Consider the following 15,841-nt stretch of genomic DNA (forward strand, 5'->3'; position numbering starts at 1 on the left):
TTTAATAAACTTAGCAGGATGTGGAACGATTAGGCGTTACTTGATAGAAAGGGAATCGGATCAGCAATGGGGTCGCGTACTGTTTCGCCCTGAAGCTTTGCCCAATACTGGCTGAGAAAATGAATTTGCCGCAGCCCCACGATTAGGTTTAATCCGGGAACGAAGATCCACCAGATGACCAAGGGCGGCTTGAGTCCGTCTCGCTCATACAATTCATTCACTGTGTGATACAGCCGAAACTGCACAATATAAATCCAAGCAATTCCAAGTAACGAGAACCATCCAAACCAACCGGGGACATCCGGGTCAAACAAGGTCAATGCTTGCGGCACTGCAACTCCAAGCACAAATGGTAATAAGCAAACCGTACCTGACCAGCCTTTGCCGTTGTAGGTGCGTAATTCTTCCTGAATGATCCATTTGTAATAGCCGTAATATAGTAGTCCGGTTAAGCCTGAGAATAAAATGACTTGCCAAAGAGGACGCGGTTTGCCGAGGATAGACATAGTGCGATCGCTTAAGGGTGCGCTGAAGGCACCGCAGAATGCTTTACCTTTCTTAATCTATTCTGTTTCCGGGTCAAACACAATCTGATGCACCGTTTCAGGCAGTAATCGTCGCATGATTTTGAAATATTCTTCGGCTTGGGTGCGGGTGCGAAATCGCTGAACAACGATTCGCTGCATTTAGGGCAAGAGGCGAACGATACACCAGGGATGTAATCGTGCCCAGTAATTTTGAGTAGCCGAATCAGGAACCGCATCGTTCGGAGGATGAGCTGGTATCTTAAGTGCCGTCTCCAGTTATGAGATCGGCGATAGCTCTTCCGTTTTCCAGGCTGAAAGAGCTACCACGTTTAAGCTAAAGCAATTAAAGGCTACCCAGTCAGCCTCTTTGTCTCCAGAAATCATCATTTGATTGCTGCCTCATTCCCACTTTCAGCCGCTAATTGCTCTAACCGCTCCTGCTGATCCTGGGAAATACAAGTCTCTATCACATCCTCTAGATCGCCTTCTAACACCGGATTCAATGCGAAGTTCTGCCCCAATCGGTGATCCGTTACGCGATTGTCTTTGTAGTTGTAGGTGCGAATCTTCTCCGATCGCTCTCCCGTCCCAACTTGCGATCGACGCATCGAAGTGATCGCATCTTGCTGCTCTCGCAACTTAATGTCATACAACTTCGCCCGGAGAATCTGCATCGCTCGTTCTCGGTTTTGAAGCTGCGATCGCTCCTCGGTACAGAACACCCGAATTCCCGTCGGCTTGTGGATCAAATCCACTGCCGTCTCAACTTTGTTGACGTTCTGACCACCTGCACCGCCTGATCGCGCGGTCTTCATTTCAATATCTTTCGGATCAATGTGAACTTCCACATCATCCACTTCAGGCATCACAGCAACGGTCGCGGTCGAAGTGTGAACCCGCCCGGATGCTTCTGTCACCGGAACGCGCTGAACTCGGTGAACGCCTGCTTCAAATTTCAGCTTGCTGTAAACGCGATCGCCCTGAATTTCCATCACGGCTTCCTTAAATCCGCCCAAGCCCTCTGCTAGTGATTCACTCGCCATTTTGACGCGCCATCCTTGACGTTCGGCAAAACGTGAATACATTCTGACCAAATCACCCGCCCAAATGCTGGCTTCATCGCCCCCGGTTCCCGCCCGAATTTCTAACATGATGTTCTTGTCATCATTCGGATCGCTCGGTAGCAGGAGAATTTTCAATCGCTTTTCTAATTCTTGCAGCTTGGATTGGAGTTCTTCCACTTCCATCGCTGCCATTTCTTGCATTTCCAGATCGCCGCCCGATTCTTTTAAGAGCTGACGCGCTCCAGCAAGGTCTTTTTCCGTCTTGCGCCAAAGCTCATACGTATTGACCGTTTCTTCTAACGACGATCGCGATTTTGCCACGCGCTGGAACTCACCCGGATCTTTAGCAATATCCGGGTCAGCCATGCGGCGCGTCAATTCGTTAAAGGTTTGCTCAACCGAATTTAGTTTGTCAATCAAGTATGCTTCAGCCATCGGACTCGCCTCAAAAAATAGAAAATTTCGGTGAAAAGACAATCGCGGCAACTCAAAACGCGATCGTCGAGTGAGTTTTCAACCGAATTATCCTATTTTTGTTCTTCGCTCATGCCGTACTTCCGCAAGAATCGCTCGACTCGTCCCTCAGTATCAATGATCTTCTGAGTTCCAGTGAAAAACGGATGATTGCCCGACCACACATCAACGTGCAGTTCCGGCCTGGTCGAACCTACCGTCGCAACATGTTCACCGTTACAGTAAACCTTTGCTTCGGGATACCAGTTCGGATGGATGCCTTTTTTTGCCATTGCCTTATCTCCAGTGTCCTATACCGATTGTAACAATTAGCGCTTCGAGAACTGAGGAGCCTTCCGGGCTTTGCGAAGACCGTATTTCTTCCGTTCTTTTGCTCTCGGATCACGGGTTAAATACCCTTCGACTTTGAGCGGCTTCCGGTTTTCGGGATCAAGCTGGCATAACGCACGCGCCACACCGAGTTTAATCGCGTCCGCTTGTCCGGTCAAACCGCCACCGTGAGCCGTCACCAAGACATCGTATTCACTTTCCAAACCTAGGGTTTCTAAGGGTGCTTTCGCGCCAGAAAGGTACTCAGCGTTGAATTGCAGGTAAAGATCACCGGGCTTGCCGTTGATCGTGATGGTGCCATCTCCTGGAACCAATCGGACACGAGCGATCGCGTTTTTACGGCGACCGGTGCCTTGATACATCACTCTTCCTTCAGTAGCTTGCATCGATTACTTCTCTCCCGGAATCGTCTTGATTTCTAAAACTTTGGGTTGCTGTGCTGCATGAGGATGATCTGCACCCGCATACACTTTCATCTTGGTGAACAGTTGGCGACCCAGCGAATTTTTTGGCAGCATTCCTTTGACTGCTTGCTCGATAATGCGCTCTGGCAATCGCGCTTGCAGCTTTTCAAAAGATTCGGTCTTCATTCCACCCGGACGACCGGAGTGACGGCGATACACTTTCTGACTGGCTTTTTTGCCCGTCACGGCGACTTTATCGGCATTGATCACGACGACAAAATCGCCTGTGTCTAGATGCGGTGTGTAGGTCGGCTTGTTCTTACCGCGAAGAATCATCGCGATTTCAGTCGCTAAACGACCCAGGCGTTGATTCGTTGCGTCTACAACGTACCAATCGCGCTGGATCTCGGCGATCGGAGGTAGATAGGTTTTGTTTTCCATGAGCTTGAGGTTTGGTTAAAAAGGAGTCAGTTCGGAAGCAGTCGATCGCGGCAAAACCAGTTTCGGCTGCGAATCAAACCAGAGTTCCGGGGGAAATGGCATATCCGGATAGCCCACTCTTAGCAAGCAGAGTCCTTGAGGCGGAGCCGCATACCGAACTTCATCGCGCCGTTCTTCTGTCCACAAGCGCGTAAAGTCTTGCACTGATCGATCCCCCCGTCCCACTTCTACCAGCAGTCCGACTAGAAGCCGCATCATGCCATACAGAAATCCACTTGCCTGAACTTCAATATAGAGAAACGGGTCTTGTCTCACGCATTCCGCCGCTTGAATATCGACCCAAGCATGAGGACGGCTCGAATTTGCCCTCTGAAACGCTGCCATGTGATGGCGACCGATCATCGGATCAAGCGCTTTCTGAATTTTTGATTCATCAAGCGGGGCGTGGTAGTAGTGCCAGGACAGCGATCGAGCGAATAAATTCGGTCGCGCCTCGGTATAGATCGTATAGCGGTATCGTCTCCAGGAAGCCGAGAATCGAGCGTGCCAATCCGGAGAAACGGCTGCCGATGCTCGAATCAACACATCATCGGGAAGTCGAGCATTGATCACGTCTGCCCATCGGTGTGGCGGGATCAGGGAAACCACATCGAAATGTGCCACCTGAGCCGCCGCATGAACGCCCGTATCGGTACGTCCTGCCGCATGAATCACCACCCGATGCCCTACTACAGAAGCGATCGCGGTTTCAATCTCTTCTTGAACTGAGCGATGATTCGGTTGCCGTTGCCACCCATAAAATCGAGTGCCCAAATACTGAATCAGTAGAGCGACTCGTTGGGGGGACGGCTGAACAGTTGCCATTTTAGGTCAATTCGATAATTGCCATTTCAGCATTGTCACCACGACGACGAATCGTTCTCAAAATGCGGGTATATCCGCCTTTGCGATCGGCGTATCGTTCCGGAGCTTGCTCGAATAAAGCATGAACAAGCTGCTTGTCGTAGATATATCCCATCGCTTGACGACGAGCCGCAAGGGAGCCGTCTTTTGCGAGGGTGATCATTTTTTCAGCTTCCGATCGCACTGCTTGAGCGCGAACTTTGGTCGTTTGGATTCGACCGTTGCGGATTAGTTCAGTCGTGAGCGCTCTCAGGAGTGCTTTTCGCTGATCCGCAGGTTTGCCCAGCATGGGGACTTTGCAACCGTGACGCATAGCTTGTTACTAGGATTTAGATTTTTCTTGCGGCAGGGTAATCCCCAACCGTTGTTGCAGTGCTTCGACCACTTCTTCCGCAGACTTAGCACCGAAGTTTTTGATTTCGAGCAGGTCTTCTTGGCTGTAGTCGAGCAAGTCCGCGACCGAATTGATTTGAGCACGTTTCAGGCAGTTATAGGCTCTGACTGAGAGTTGCAGTTCTTCGATCGGGATTTGATTTTCGATCCGCTCATCGTTGAGATCGTCACCATCCGAAGGCTCGAACGTGATGTCTTTCAATGGATTAAACAGATCGACCAGGATATTTGCCGCTTGACTCAGCGCTTCTTGCGGAGTCAAACTGCCATTTGTCCAGATTTCCATGATCAAACGGTCTTTTTCAGCCGTTCCACCCTGGCGAGCATCCTCAACGCTGTATTGCACCTTCCGCACGGGCATGAATACAGAGTCGATTTGCAAAAAGTCGAGCGCGGTATCATCAGTGAACTTTCCAGCTCCCCGATAGCCTTTACCCTTCTCGATTTTGAACTCCATCTCTAACGTTGCGTTCGGAGCAAGCGTTGCAATGTACTGATCCGGATCAACCAGTTCAACTTCCGAAGGCAAATCAAAGCTTTCAGCCGTTACCGTCGCTGCACCTTGAACCAGAAGCCGACCGATCTGAGGCTGGGACGAATATGTTCTGAATACCAGCTTCTTCATGTTCAGCATGATATCCAGCACGTCTTCTCGCACTCCCGGAATCGTCGCAAACTCATGCGTTACGCCTGCGAGTCTCACGGCGGTTACGGCTGCGCCCTCTAAGTTCGACAGCAACACGCGACGAAGGGCATTCCCCACCGTCGTTCCTTGTCCCCGATCTAGCGGCTCCAAGATGAACTTGCTGTATTGGCTTTGATCCTTATCCGTCGTGGTATCAATACATTCGACCTGAAACTGTGCCACGGATTAGCCTCCCTTTCTCCTTGCTTGTGAGGGTTATCCCTCGATTTGACATCCAACCCGTTTCGTGCAGTCCATTATAGACAGCAAAATCGCGCATTAGACGCGACGGCGCTTGGGTGGGCGACAACCGTTATGAGGAATCGGGGTCACGTCTCGGATCAGGGTGATTTCGATGCCAGTCCCTTGTAAGGCTCGAATCGCGGTTTCACGTCCCGCACCGGGACCGCTCACCATGACTTCAAGTTGGCGCATTCCTTGATCCATTGCCCGACGTGCGGCTGCTTCGGCAGCGGTTTGTGCCGCAAAGGGAGTTCCCTTCTTTGCACCTTTGAAGCCGCTCGATCCGGCAGATGCCCAGGAAATCACCTCGCCTTGAGTATCTGAGATCGTGACGATCGTGTTGTTGAAGGTCGATTGAATATGGGCGACTCCACTAGGGATATTCTTTTTCGCCTTGCGCGGGCCCGTTTTCCGCTGCGGTTGTCTTGCCATGTCAACTCTCTTAAATTTACGCTGCTACGTTCCTACAAGCTGTGATTGCCCGGAGGCAATGCACATTATTTTTTACCAGGGGCTTTTTTCTTCCCGGCAACCGTCCGACGACCGCCTCGCCGAGTCCGCGCGTTGGTCCGAGTCCGCTGACCCCGCACAGGTAATCCCATCCGATGCCGCCGACCGCGATAGCAACCAATATCCATCAATCGCTTGATCGACATCGATTCAAACCGCCGCAAGTCTCCTTCAATCTGATAGCCGCCTTCCACTGCTTCCCGCAGGGCTGCGACATCCGCTTCGCTCAGGTCTTTCACTCGCGTATCAGGATTGACTCCTGTTTTCGCGATGATTTCTTTCGATCGGGTAGGCCCGATTCCATAGATATATCGAAGACCAATTTCCACTCGCTTATCGCGAGGCAGGTCTACGCCCGCAATCCGCGCCACGCTGATTCTCCCTAAAACATAGATAAACAGTCGAAAATGTCTGCCGCGATCGAGGGCTTTCCCCGCTTCGGCAGACTTGCACACGCAGTCTTGTTAACCCTGGCGTTGTTTGTGCTTCGGGTTTTCACAGATCACCATGACGCGCCCCTTCCGACGAATGACGCGGCATTTTTCGCAAATTCGTTTCACTGACGCTCGTACTTTCATGCCCTATCTCGGCAACATTACAAACACAATATCCTATCAATTTTATATAGCGCTTGTCAAAGAGATCTTTTAATGCCGACTAACGACCACCTTTATTTTTCAGTCGGTAGGTGATGCGTCCTTTGGTAAGGTCATAGGGGGTGAGTTCGACCTTGACACGATCGCCCGGCAGGATCTTGATATAGTTGCGCCGAATTTTTCCAGAGATGTGTGCGAGTACGTTGAAGCCGTTGTCGAGGTCTACCCGGAACATGGCGTTCGGGAGTGAATCGACGACAGTTCCTTCCATTTCAATTAGGTCTTGTTTAGACAAGCGGCAATTTCCTCCAAATAGAACAGGTCGGGGTTGAATTTTACCCTATACGAGTGTAGATCATTCAACCCCCTTTCGACATTTTTTGGAGGAAGGGAGCAATCAATACACTTCATCGTGAGTGCCGACATCGACAAAAACTGCGTTTCCGTCTTCTGTGAAGTAAAACACGACTCGCTCATCGTATTCGAGACTGAAGCTGTAAAGATCTTTGAGCTTGCCAGATAGCTTGTGTGTTCTCAAACTCGGATCGAATGGATTAGCGATAAATATTTCTAGCTTTGCCAAAAATCGAGCCTCTAAATCCGTCTTGCCTTTGACTCGTTTCTTGAAGGCAAGTCGAAATGATGGACTAAAACTGACTTCCAGCTTTACTCTTCAAGCAATTGCTTTAGTTCATTGAGATTTGAAGAGAATTTCAGTTCACTGCGCTGCTCCTCAAGTCGGCTTTGTTGATAATTCGCGTAAATTTTCTCGCGCCGCTCTTCCCGCAAATACTGAGCTAGCAGGGCTTGAATCTCCTGTTTTTCCTCAAAAGATAGGGTTTTAATCGTTTCTACTACATCATTGAGGCTCATAGCTCGAATCATACTTTTGCTATCACGTCAAATATAATTCGATTTTGGTTGGGTAGATTGAAGAACTGCGATCGTGATTACAGCGAAGATGAGTTTTATGCCTAATTATCCTAAGTACCACAACAAACAAAAGGGTTAGAATTCCCAGCACCAGAAATCCGAATGAGAAGACGAAGCTATTCGGGGACGATCGTCTATTCCTTTCAGCTAGGCACATCTCCTGAAGGCATTGTGCAGGCGTTTCCGTTGCTCGCGCTCGAACAAGTTAGTAAAGCGATCGCTCCCTAAGTTTTACTTGCCTTCGCCTGTCGCGCATGAAGATCAAGCTTTGCCCGTAGTTCGTCCTTAATCCGATTCATAATCGAGTCCTCATCGAGTGAGGCAAGAATTCTCGTGACAACTGCTTTCGGGCTTTCTGTCCCCCAAGACGCATCATTGGCAAGATAAGCTTTGGTCACTTGAGCGATCGCATAAGTCGAAACCCCTGCAACCGCTCCTTGAGTAAGCGCGACCGAAATGTAAGGCGCGATCGACAGTCCCCCAGTCGCCGGAATTGATAGCCCTAGCAATCCCTTCAGCGAATTTAATCCCAAATTCGCAAGCAGTTCACTTGCTGAAATTCCACCCATCGCTACTGCAATGCGCTGAAGCAATTTCACCGCGCCTTGCTGCGTCATATGAATGCCGTAGAGCTTCGACAAGCTCATAATCATTGCTACATCGATCGCAGCACTGCCAATCAAGTCGAGAACCATAATCGGATTGACGGCAGTGGCGATCGCTTTTGTCATTACGCCGTTCCAAATCACACGACTGGCGTTTTGTTCTCGAATGGCGAGTTTGCGCTGAAGTAAGCGATCGTGAACATCATCTGCAAACAGCATCGAATTCAGTGCAACCAAAGATTTTCCTTCTCGATGCAGCACTTCGAGAATTTTCAATTTGAGATCTTCAACTTGCGGTCCTGCTTTAATCATCTGGGCAGACATTCGTCCATCAGGGCGTTTCACCGCTCTTGCAATCAATGGAGAAGCTGCCGCCATCACAATTTCATCTGGTGAAAGCAGTTCCTTAACTCGTTCATCCCGAATTTTTTGATAAATGCTCATGCGATCGGCATCGGGATACTGATCAATTTTGTTAAACACCAGAATGATCGGTTTCCCAACTTCTCGCAGTTCCGAAAGCGCTTGAAACTCAACCTTCGTAATGTCACCTGAAACGATGAACAGCAGCAGATCCGCCTGTTGAGCCACTTGACGCGCTAAAGCTTCTCGCGTCTCTCCGTTGACCTCATCGATTCCAGGTGTGTCGATTAATTCGATTTGAGAGTGACTGGTACTCGGCAACTTCACGCGCAACACTGCTTGATCGCTGCCTGCGATCGCTTCACTCGCAACGCTCCATTGAGCCGACTGCTGCGATCGCGTCACGCCATGAATTGCACCTGTCTCAAAAATTTGTTGACCTAAGAGCGCATTTAAGAGCGAAGATTTTCCGCGCCCCACCATCCCAAATGCCGCAATCTGAACTACAAGACGATCGAGTTTCTCTAGCATCGTCCCTAGTCCGCGAATTTCTGACTCCAACCCCGATCGCTCCTGAGCCGTTAAATCTAGATTCTCAACTAGCTCTCGTAGCGTCGTTTGCGCCTGTCGATAATTTAGCTCAGCTTGGATCTCACCAAACCCAGAAATCGCTTCGTCTAGTTCCTGATCCAAGGGTTTGCCAACGTCGGAAATGGAGTCAGTCATAAATTCACGGAAAGAAGAGCAGCGTACTTCTCACATCCTAGCAATGCTCCCAGTCAACCGTTTTTAATAAAAAATCGATTCTTAATCTAAGAATCGACTGTCACCGTTAGCGGTAGCGGCGATTGCGTCGAGCGACGATCGCTTTACGCTTGCGCTTTTCGAGCGGGGTTTCAAAATGACGGTGCGATCGCAGGTCTGCTAAGATTCCAGCCTTTGAAACTTGACGCTTAAATCGACGCAGCGCTGAATCGATTCCTTCGTTTTCTCCGAGAACCACTTGGGTCATGCTGTATCCTCCAATTGAATCAAAAGTTTTGGGTTTCTCATCGGACTAAAAATGGCTGTCCATACATGAGTATGCACAGCATTCTAGAGAATGAGCATCCTACCATCGTGTAGATTAACATAAATCCCAACCGCTAACGCACAAGCTGATGCACAAAACACAAATTTAAAGTGCTGAAGTTCGTAGTTAAAGCAAGCTGTAGATTTTCCATTGCCGCAATTAGCCACTGAACGCCATCGCGACTGTAGCTTTCGTAGTGATGAAACAAAATCGAAAATCGCTTCTCTAAGTAAGGCTTAATTCGTTGACAGAGCAAAACGATTTGCAGCAGAAGTCGCGTGGTTGAGGTCGCACCCAAGTTAGATAGCAAATCAACGAGTACAAAATGCTGCGGATTTTGAGCGCTTTCGACGACAAGAAAATTCAGCAGTTGGCTACAAGTCCGCAGCATCAGAAAGTCTGTCAGCGGCTGTGATTCGCTCTCTGAATGAATGTCATTCAGCAAATTAGCAAACTGCCGATTGAAGTGCCGCTTGCCGTAAGCTGGGTTCACAACATCGGTGAGATAGCCATACAGATCTCTTTTGAATTCCCGATACGATCGCACTTCCTGACAATGAGCAGAAAATCGCTGCGCTACTTCGCGACAGGTATCATTCCCGTTCACTTTTCCGGTGAATTCGTGTAGGGCGGCGCTGAGCGATCGTTCATCTAATAGCGTTGGATTTTGCACCGGATAAATGACGCGATCGCGTCCCGGTGTAGCAGTATCACTCACAGCGCAACGAACTTGGTAAGTTACATACTTGGAAAGGTCGATTTCAAATTGCTTTTGTCGTTCCACCTGAAGCTGGCGAATTGAAGCTTGTTGACTCGCGGGTGTTCCCTCAGTCACAAGGCAATGTTCATATAGATAGGGGTAACGGCGGATTAGTGTTCCGAAGCGCTCGGTTTCGATCGAGAACTCCGCAGGCTGCAAAACAGTTGCCAAGCGCTTAAGCGTGAGGTACTGCTCGGTGCTTCGGAATGCTTGAATCAAATGACGCTGTTGCTTGATAATGCGCGATCGATAAAGGTCTGATGTAACTGGACGAGTCGGAGCTAATTCAAACAGGGCGATGAGTTCTGCGATCGCGCTGTAGCACTGGGGTCGCGATTGCCAGCGATTGATTAGAATATGGCAGCAACGATTGAGAATAAAACGAAAGTCTTCGCTGGAGTTCTTGGACTGCACAAGGCGATCGAGGTCTTGTTGCAGAGTAGCATTCGGATGGCCAGTTGCTTCAATGAATAGAAGGCGAAACCGTTCCGTCAATGCTTGCGGCGATTCGTTTTGAACCAGGTATAAAAGGTGATCATAGAGCCGCTGTTCCTCCGGCAGAATTCCCCGACTTTGATAAATAGACTCAGCAATCATGGCTCTAGCACCTCTTAACCCCAGACTTCAGGAACATAGATTTAATCAGCGGATTCAATCGACTTCAAGCAAGCTTGACCGGGGCAAGGTCAAAATACGGGCAATCATAATCGAACCCACGCAGGCTCGGTGTAATCTGCGTCACTCACCAAATCTTTACACAAATATCCGCAAGAATCCTGCGTATCTTTTACTACTGCTTATGGTCACTATTTTCCAGATTTTATCCTGCAATCCGGGAAAAACTGGAAATTTACGTAGACTTTAAAAACGCAAATTTTACAAGCTCTCTGATTCGAGGATCGTAGCGACCACGAAAATGGTTGAATTTGGCGGAGTATCGCGATCGCAGCGTTCAAGTTCTTTGGGTAGCTGTCGGGCAGAAAGTGCGATCGCGTCCTCAGTAATACACTTAGCTATGCCATTACTGGATGAAAATAAAAGGCGAGTCCTAGCACTGTGTAGGCTGCTAATAATAATGTTCCTTCTAACCAATTCGATCGACCATCAGAGCTGATCGAATTCGTGATTAACACCGCAACCGCCACTGCAACCAACTCAAACGGATTAAAATTCAAATCCATCGGTTGTCCAATTAACCAGCCCACAATCACCAACACCGGAGCGACAAACAGCGCAATCTGCAAGCTTGAGCCTACAGCAACCGAAAGCGATAGATCCATTTTGTCCTTCATAGCTACCGTGACAGCAGTAGCGTGTTCAGCGGCATTTCCAATGATCGGCAGCAAAATTACTCCTGTAAAAAGTGCGGTCAATCCCAGCTTCTCTGTAGCAATTTCTAAACTATCGACCAGTAATTCCGATTCAACTGCAACCAGCACTGTACAAACGAGTAAAACAACAGACCACAACACAAGATTCGGCTTTTTGGTTTCATGGGCTAAGCTCGCCGCCGCAAGTTCTTCTTCTGCTACACCCGCATCATAGAGATAAGTATGAGTTTTCATCGAGAACAGAAGGGTGAGGGTATAGACGCTAATTAACACGATCGCAACTGCAACCGACAAAACTTGCAGCGTTGATGGCTCGATTCCTGATGAAGTGATATTTACTGCTGTCGGCAACAAAAGTGCAATCACCGCCAAATTCATTGATGAAGCATTCACTCGTGCCACGATCGGCTGAAATTCCTGCTCTTTATAGCGCAAGCCGCCTAGCAGCATTGCTAAGCCCATAACCAAGAGCAGATTGCCGATAATCGAACCTGTGAGACTAGCTTTTACAACATCAATTAGACCTGCATTTAGAGCAACTAGGGCAATAATTAGCTCAGTTGCATTGCCGAACGTTGCATTCATCAAACCGCCCAACGTTGGACCGACAACAACCGCAATTTCCTCGGTTGCAGTTCCCATCCAGGCTGCTAGAGGTAAAATTGCCAATGCTGCCGTGGCGAAAACAACGAGTGATCCCCAATGGAGATAGTGAGCCGCGATCGACACCGGGATCATCACGAGCAATGCTGTAAAAACTATATTCTTGAATGACATTCGCGTTTCTAGATGAGAAAATCGTCCTCAATAGGATACTCACGATCGGCGCTGACGGCAGCATAATTCTTTGTGTTTTGCTCAACGCTTTACATCACAAAGAATGAACTTTGGTGGCACGATCGTAAAATTCTATATAAAGATCTTAAAGAACTTTAGGAACAGGTCTAAAGTGCGATTCAATCAGAAGAGATGATCGCAGAACGATGAATCTCGCATTTTATTCGTCATCCTGCTTTCACATCAGCGTTGTCACAATCTAACTCAACTTATTGATTCCCATTCCAATAGAATCAATCTTGAGTTAGGTTGTGGTTTTTTTCGCGCTTGCTAAGGTCAGACACAGCATCATCTCCGCTCTGTGCGATCGAGAAACCTCCGACTGATTTTAGTTTTGAGAAAACCGCTTCTACTGCGATTTTTTTAAGTTTGATACGTTCTGCTTACACTCCGATGTGCTGCTGTTGCGAGTGTGAGTGTCTTCTTATGTGGAACTTAACCCATGACCTCATCCCGCTTGTCTGCTGCCGATCTCAATACTCCAAACCCCGCTGCGGTAAGCGATCCTGTTGAAACTGCGATCGGTGTTTATGTCGCAGTACATGGACATTTCTATCAGCCTCCTCGTGAAAATCCTTACTTGGATGCCATTGAGCGACAACCCAGCGCCGCTCCATTTCACGACTGGAATGAGCGAATTCATCACGAATGTTATCGTCCGAATGCGTTCGCTAGAGTGCTAGATGAGCAAGGACGACTGTTGGGGCTCGTTAACAACTTTGAGTATCTAAGCTTCAATATTGGCGCAACATTGATGAGTTGGATCGAGCGGCATGACGTGGAGGTATATCAACGCATCGTTGATGCCGATCGTAAAAGTTGCGATCGTTTAAACGGGCATGGCAATGCGATCGCTCAAGTCTATAACCACATCATCATGCCGTTGGCGAACGATCGCGATAAGCGGACACAGATTCGCTGGGGAAAAGCAGATTTTCGATCGCACTTCGGACGCGATCCCGAAGGAATGTGGCTCGCTGAAACCGCAGTTGATTATCCAACCCTGAAGATTTTGATCGAAGAGGGGATCAAGTTTATTGTTCTGGCTCCATCGCAGGCAGAACGCTGTCGAGCTGAGAATGATTCTACCTGGATGGAAGTGGGCGGAGGTCAAATTGATCCCACTCGCCCCTATCGCTGTTATCTGCAATCAGGTGATCCTGATTCTTCTTATCTAGATATTTTCTTCTACGACGGTCCGATTTCTCGTGACATGGGCTTTGATTCAGCCTTGAGCAGCTCTCATCATCTCGCGAGTCGTTTGAGCCAAGCGGTACGCGGGGATCATCGTCCCACTCAGCTAATCTCAGTCGCAACCGATGGTGAAACTTTCGGGCATCACAAAGGTGGCACTGAGAAATGCTTGGCATATGCTTTTATTGAAGAGTTTCCAAGACGCGATTGGACAGTCACTAATTTCGCGCACTACCTTAGCCTTAATCCACCGACGTGGGAGGTGGTGTTGAAGCCCGTTACCGCTTGGAGTTGTGCGCATGGAGTTGATCGCTGGCAGGATGACTGTGGCTGTGGAGGCGGCGGTCTATGGCACCAAAAATGGCGACGACCGCTGAGAGAAGCACTGGATTGGCTGCGGGATCAGTTGATTCGCGTGTACGAAGAGGAAGGGAAAAAGCTGTTTGATGATCCTTGGCAAGCGCGAGATGAGTATATCGAAGTCATTCGCGATCGGGCTTCGGTACCAAAGTTTCTTGCTCGGCATCAGTCGCATAAATTGAGCAGTGACGATCGTTTAGATGCGTTACGCCTGCTAGAAATGCAGCGTCATGCGTTGTTGATGTACACAAGTTGCGGCTGGTTTTTTGAAGAGCTTTCTCGACCAGAGGGGGTGCAAATTCTGCGGTATGCCTCACGAGCGCTTGAACTTGCTGGAGATGTAGCAGGGCTTCAGCTTGAAAAAAGTTTTATTAAACGACTGGCATTGTCTCCGAGCAATGTTGATTGCTTCGAAAATGGTGCGGAAGTGTATCGTCAACTCGTGATTCCCGCTCAAATCACGTTCGAGCAGGTTGCAGCCCACTACGCAATCTCTTCTCTGTTTACAACTTATGCACGAGAACAGCGCGTTTACTGCTACAGCACGTCTCAGTTGGACTATCAGATTCAGCGCTTGGGATCGGTAACGCTTGCAGTCGGTCAGCTACAACTCACGTCTGAGATTACTCGCGAGAGTCAGCATTTCGTCTTTGCAGTGCTGCATTTATGCGGCTGGGATTTTCAGTGTTGTATTCAACCCTTTGCGGGACGGCGGAACTATACGCAGGTGAAAGAGCAGCTTTTTGAAAAGCTTGCACAAGGTAGCGCCGCTCAAGTCATCCTGAAAATGAATCAACTGTTTGGGGATGTGGCTTACAGTTTGCAGGATTTGTTTGCAGAGGAGCGACATCGAATGATGAGGTTGCTCACTCAAGAGACCCTAACGCGCTTAGACCAACTTTACACACAAGTCTATCGCGACAACTATGGGGTTTTAATGGCGTTTCATCGCGATGAATTGCCTGTACCCCAGGAGCTACAAGTCGCGGCTGAAATAGCACTCGGACATCGGCTGCTGCTAACGCTGCGATCGTTCGAGCAAGATGCAGAGGATCTGGACTCAACTTTGATAATTTTGGCGCAGTTGGAAGCGATCGCAACTGAAGCAGTTCATCTGCACTGTCAGCTTCAACAGCCAGAGGCGCGTGAAATTTTGCAGCGATTGATCGAACGAGCGTTGTGGACACTCTTTAACGAACGTGAAATAGAAAATTCAGACCCTCAAGTTCATGTCTTAGAGCGGTTGATCACGCTCAGTGGACAGTTTGGACTAAACGTTTCTTTCACCAAGAGTCAAGAGCTATTTCACCAGTGGTTGCATCGATCGCCCACAATAACCCCTGCAATCGTCAATTTAGGACGCAAGCTAGCGATCGTAATTTAATGGATGGGTTCGCAACCTCGTTACGGATTGAAACAAGAGAGCGGATGTCGTTCTCTCGGTTTTAGTTCGTATTATTCGTTTACAATTGCTTCTGCCTCTTCTCAGTCTTGACTAAAGAGTGTCTTCGGATGCTCAGAAGCCGCTCTGGGACGGGGCAGAGCATTTGAAGCCAGATACTTTTTGTACTCTTGATCTACTCCTTCAGATGGAGAATCTGAGAAACGATCGTTAAAACGCTTTACAAATCGAAATTTTTTCTCTACTATGTAAAGTGTGGTTAACACCACTTACATCATTCTTCAAATTGTAATTATCCAACCATGACAACGACCTTACAGAGACGCGAAAGCGCCAACCTGTGGGCGCAGTTCTGCAACTGGGTGACCTCGACCGACAACCGCCTGTACGTAGGCTGGTTCGGCGTGTTGATGA

The 15,841-nt window shown here is 48.7% G+C and carries 21 protein-coding genes and 1 pseudogene; 3 read left to right on the forward strand and 19 right to left on the reverse strand.

All coding sequences use genetic code 11. The features are described 5' to 3' along the window. Window positions 1–29: 29 nt before the first annotated feature. The 15 genes from NC981_RS16360 to NC981_RS16430 all read right to left on the reverse strand — a co-directional run bounded on the left by NC981_RS16360 (window position 30) and on the right by NC981_RS16430 (window position 7,443). Window positions 30–506, reverse strand: a complete 477-nt coding sequence (locus NC981_RS16360) for a hypothetical protein (RefSeq protein ID WP_348243919.1) — start codon at window positions 504–506, stop codon at window positions 30–32. A gap of 57 nt (window positions 507–563) precedes the next feature. Next, complete coding sequence (locus NC981_RS16365; RefSeq protein ID WP_348243920.1) at window positions 564–686, reverse strand: hypothetical protein; 123 nt, start codon at window positions 684–686, stop codon at window positions 564–566. Between the two features lie 224 nt (window positions 687–910). Next, window positions 911–2,026 (reverse strand): peptide chain release factor 1, encoded by a 1,116-nt coding sequence (gene prfA / locus NC981_RS16370; protein ID WP_348243921.1) that lies wholly within the window; start codon window positions 2,024–2,026, stop codon window positions 911–913. Between the two features lie 92 nt (window positions 2,027–2,118). After that, the gene (gene rpmE / locus NC981_RS16375) at window positions 2,119–2,337 is read right to left on the reverse strand and encodes a 50S ribosomal protein L31 (protein WP_348243922.1); all 219 of its coding nucleotides are present in this window, start codon (window positions 2,335–2,337) and stop codon (window positions 2,119–2,121) included. Between the two features lie 36 nt (window positions 2,338–2,373). Further along, window positions 2,374–2,781, reverse strand: a complete 408-nt coding sequence (gene rpsI / locus NC981_RS16380) for a 30S ribosomal protein S9 (protein ID WP_348243923.1) — start codon at window positions 2,779–2,781, stop codon at window positions 2,374–2,376. Between the two features lie 3 nt (window positions 2,782–2,784). Beyond that, entirely contained in the window at window positions 2,785–3,240 is a 456-nt protein-coding gene (gene rplM / locus NC981_RS16385) for a 50S ribosomal protein L13 (protein WP_348243924.1), read from the reverse strand. Between the two features lie 15 nt (window positions 3,241–3,255). After that, entirely contained in the window at window positions 3,256–4,104 is an 849-nt protein-coding gene (truA, locus tag NC981_RS16390; protein WP_348243925.1) for a tRNA pseudouridine(38-40) synthase TruA, read from the reverse strand. A gap of 1 nt (window position 4,105) precedes the next feature. Further along, the gene (gene rplQ / locus NC981_RS16395) at window positions 4,106–4,456 is read right to left on the reverse strand and encodes a 50S ribosomal protein L17 (protein WP_190378000.1); all 351 of its coding nucleotides are present in this window, start codon (window positions 4,454–4,456) and stop codon (window positions 4,106–4,108) included. Window positions 4,457–4,465: 9 nt separating this feature from the next. After that, window positions 4,466–5,404 (reverse strand): DNA-directed RNA polymerase subunit alpha, encoded by a 939-nt coding sequence (locus tag NC981_RS16400; RefSeq protein WP_348243926.1) that lies wholly within the window; start codon window positions 5,402–5,404, stop codon window positions 4,466–4,468. 96 nt (window positions 5,405–5,500) lie between these two features. Then, a complete protein-coding gene (gene rpsK / locus NC981_RS16405) occupies window positions 5,501–5,896 on the reverse strand; it encodes a 30S ribosomal protein S11 (RefSeq protein WP_059000915.1) in 396 nt (131 codons plus the stop codon). 65 nt (window positions 5,897–5,961) lie between these two features. Then, window positions 5,962–6,345 (reverse strand): 30S ribosomal protein S13, encoded by a 384-nt coding sequence (gene rpsM, locus NC981_RS16410; protein ID WP_017289528.1) that lies wholly within the window; start codon window positions 6,343–6,345, stop codon window positions 5,962–5,964. Between the two features lie 93 nt (window positions 6,346–6,438). After that, window positions 6,439–6,552: a 50S ribosomal protein L36 gene (gene rpmJ / locus NC981_RS16415; protein ID WP_071596180.1), complete on the reverse strand. Its 114-nt coding sequence runs from the start codon at window positions 6,550–6,552 to the stop codon at window positions 6,439–6,441. 79 nt (window positions 6,553–6,631) lie between these two features. Continuing rightward, a complete protein-coding gene (infA, locus tag NC981_RS16420; protein WP_059002063.1) occupies window positions 6,632–6,865 on the reverse strand; it encodes a translation initiation factor IF-1 in 234 nt (77 codons plus the stop codon). Window positions 6,866–6,967: 102 nt separating this feature from the next. Further along, window positions 6,968–7,234 carry a type II toxin-antitoxin system mRNA interferase toxin, RelE/StbE family gene (locus NC981_RS16425; protein ID WP_348243958.1) on the reverse strand — a complete coding sequence of 89 codons (267 nt, stop codon included), beginning with the start codon at window positions 7,232–7,234 and terminating at the stop codon, window positions 6,968–6,970. A 2-nt stretch (window positions 7,235–7,236) separates the two neighbouring features. Beyond that, the gene (locus NC981_RS16430; protein ID WP_348243927.1) at window positions 7,237–7,443 is read right to left on the reverse strand and encodes a hypothetical protein; all 207 of its coding nucleotides are present in this window, start codon (window positions 7,441–7,443) and stop codon (window positions 7,237–7,239) included. 162 nt (window positions 7,444–7,605) lie between these two features. On the opposite strand from NC981_RS16430, the gene NC981_RS16435 reads away from it, so the two are divergent. Continuing rightward, window positions 7,606–7,731 carry a hypothetical protein gene (locus tag NC981_RS16435; protein WP_348243928.1) on the forward strand — a complete coding sequence of 42 codons (126 nt, stop codon included), beginning with the start codon at window positions 7,606–7,608 and terminating at the stop codon, window positions 7,729–7,731. Here NC981_RS16435 and NC981_RS16440 read toward each other — a convergent pair. From NC981_RS16440 to cax, 4 genes are all read right to left on the reverse strand, one after another. Further along, a complete protein-coding gene (locus tag NC981_RS16440) occupies window positions 7,728–9,197 on the reverse strand; it encodes a GTP-binding protein (protein WP_348243929.1) in 1,470 nt (489 codons plus the stop codon). The two genes, NC981_RS16435 and NC981_RS16440, sit on opposite strands and share 4 nt — an antisense overlap. Window positions 9,198–9,303: 106 nt before the next feature. After that, complete coding sequence (rpsU, locus tag NC981_RS16445; protein ID WP_017291035.1) at window positions 9,304–9,483, reverse strand: 30S ribosomal protein S21; 180 nt, start codon at window positions 9,481–9,483, stop codon at window positions 9,304–9,306. 133 nt (window positions 9,484–9,616) lie between these two features. Continuing rightward, entirely contained in the window at window positions 9,617–10,900 is a 1,284-nt protein-coding gene (locus tag NC981_RS16450) for a hypothetical protein (protein WP_348243930.1), read from the reverse strand. A gap of 416 nt (window positions 10,901–11,316) precedes the next feature. Beyond that, a complete protein-coding gene (cax, locus tag NC981_RS16455) occupies window positions 11,317–12,411 on the reverse strand; it encodes a calcium/proton exchanger (RefSeq protein ID WP_348243931.1) in 1,095 nt (364 codons plus the stop codon). Window positions 12,412–12,913: 502 nt separating this feature from the next. On the opposite strand from cax, the gene NC981_RS16460 reads away from it, so the two are divergent. Beyond that, window positions 12,914–15,409 (forward strand): DUF3536 domain-containing protein, encoded by a 2,496-nt coding sequence (locus NC981_RS16460; RefSeq protein WP_348243932.1) that lies wholly within the window; start codon window positions 12,914–12,916, stop codon window positions 15,407–15,409. Window positions 15,410–15,729: 320 nt separating this feature from the next. Continuing rightward, window positions 15,730–15,841 (forward strand): annotated as a pseudogene (locus NC981_RS16465) (photosystem II q(b) protein); the annotation flags it as partial.

Origin of the sequence: Leptolyngbya sp. DQ-M1, assembly GCF_039962505.1 — a bacterium.
Taxonomy (GTDB): domain Bacteria; phylum Cyanobacteriota; class Cyanobacteriia; order Leptolyngbyales; family Leptolyngbyaceae; genus Leptolyngbya.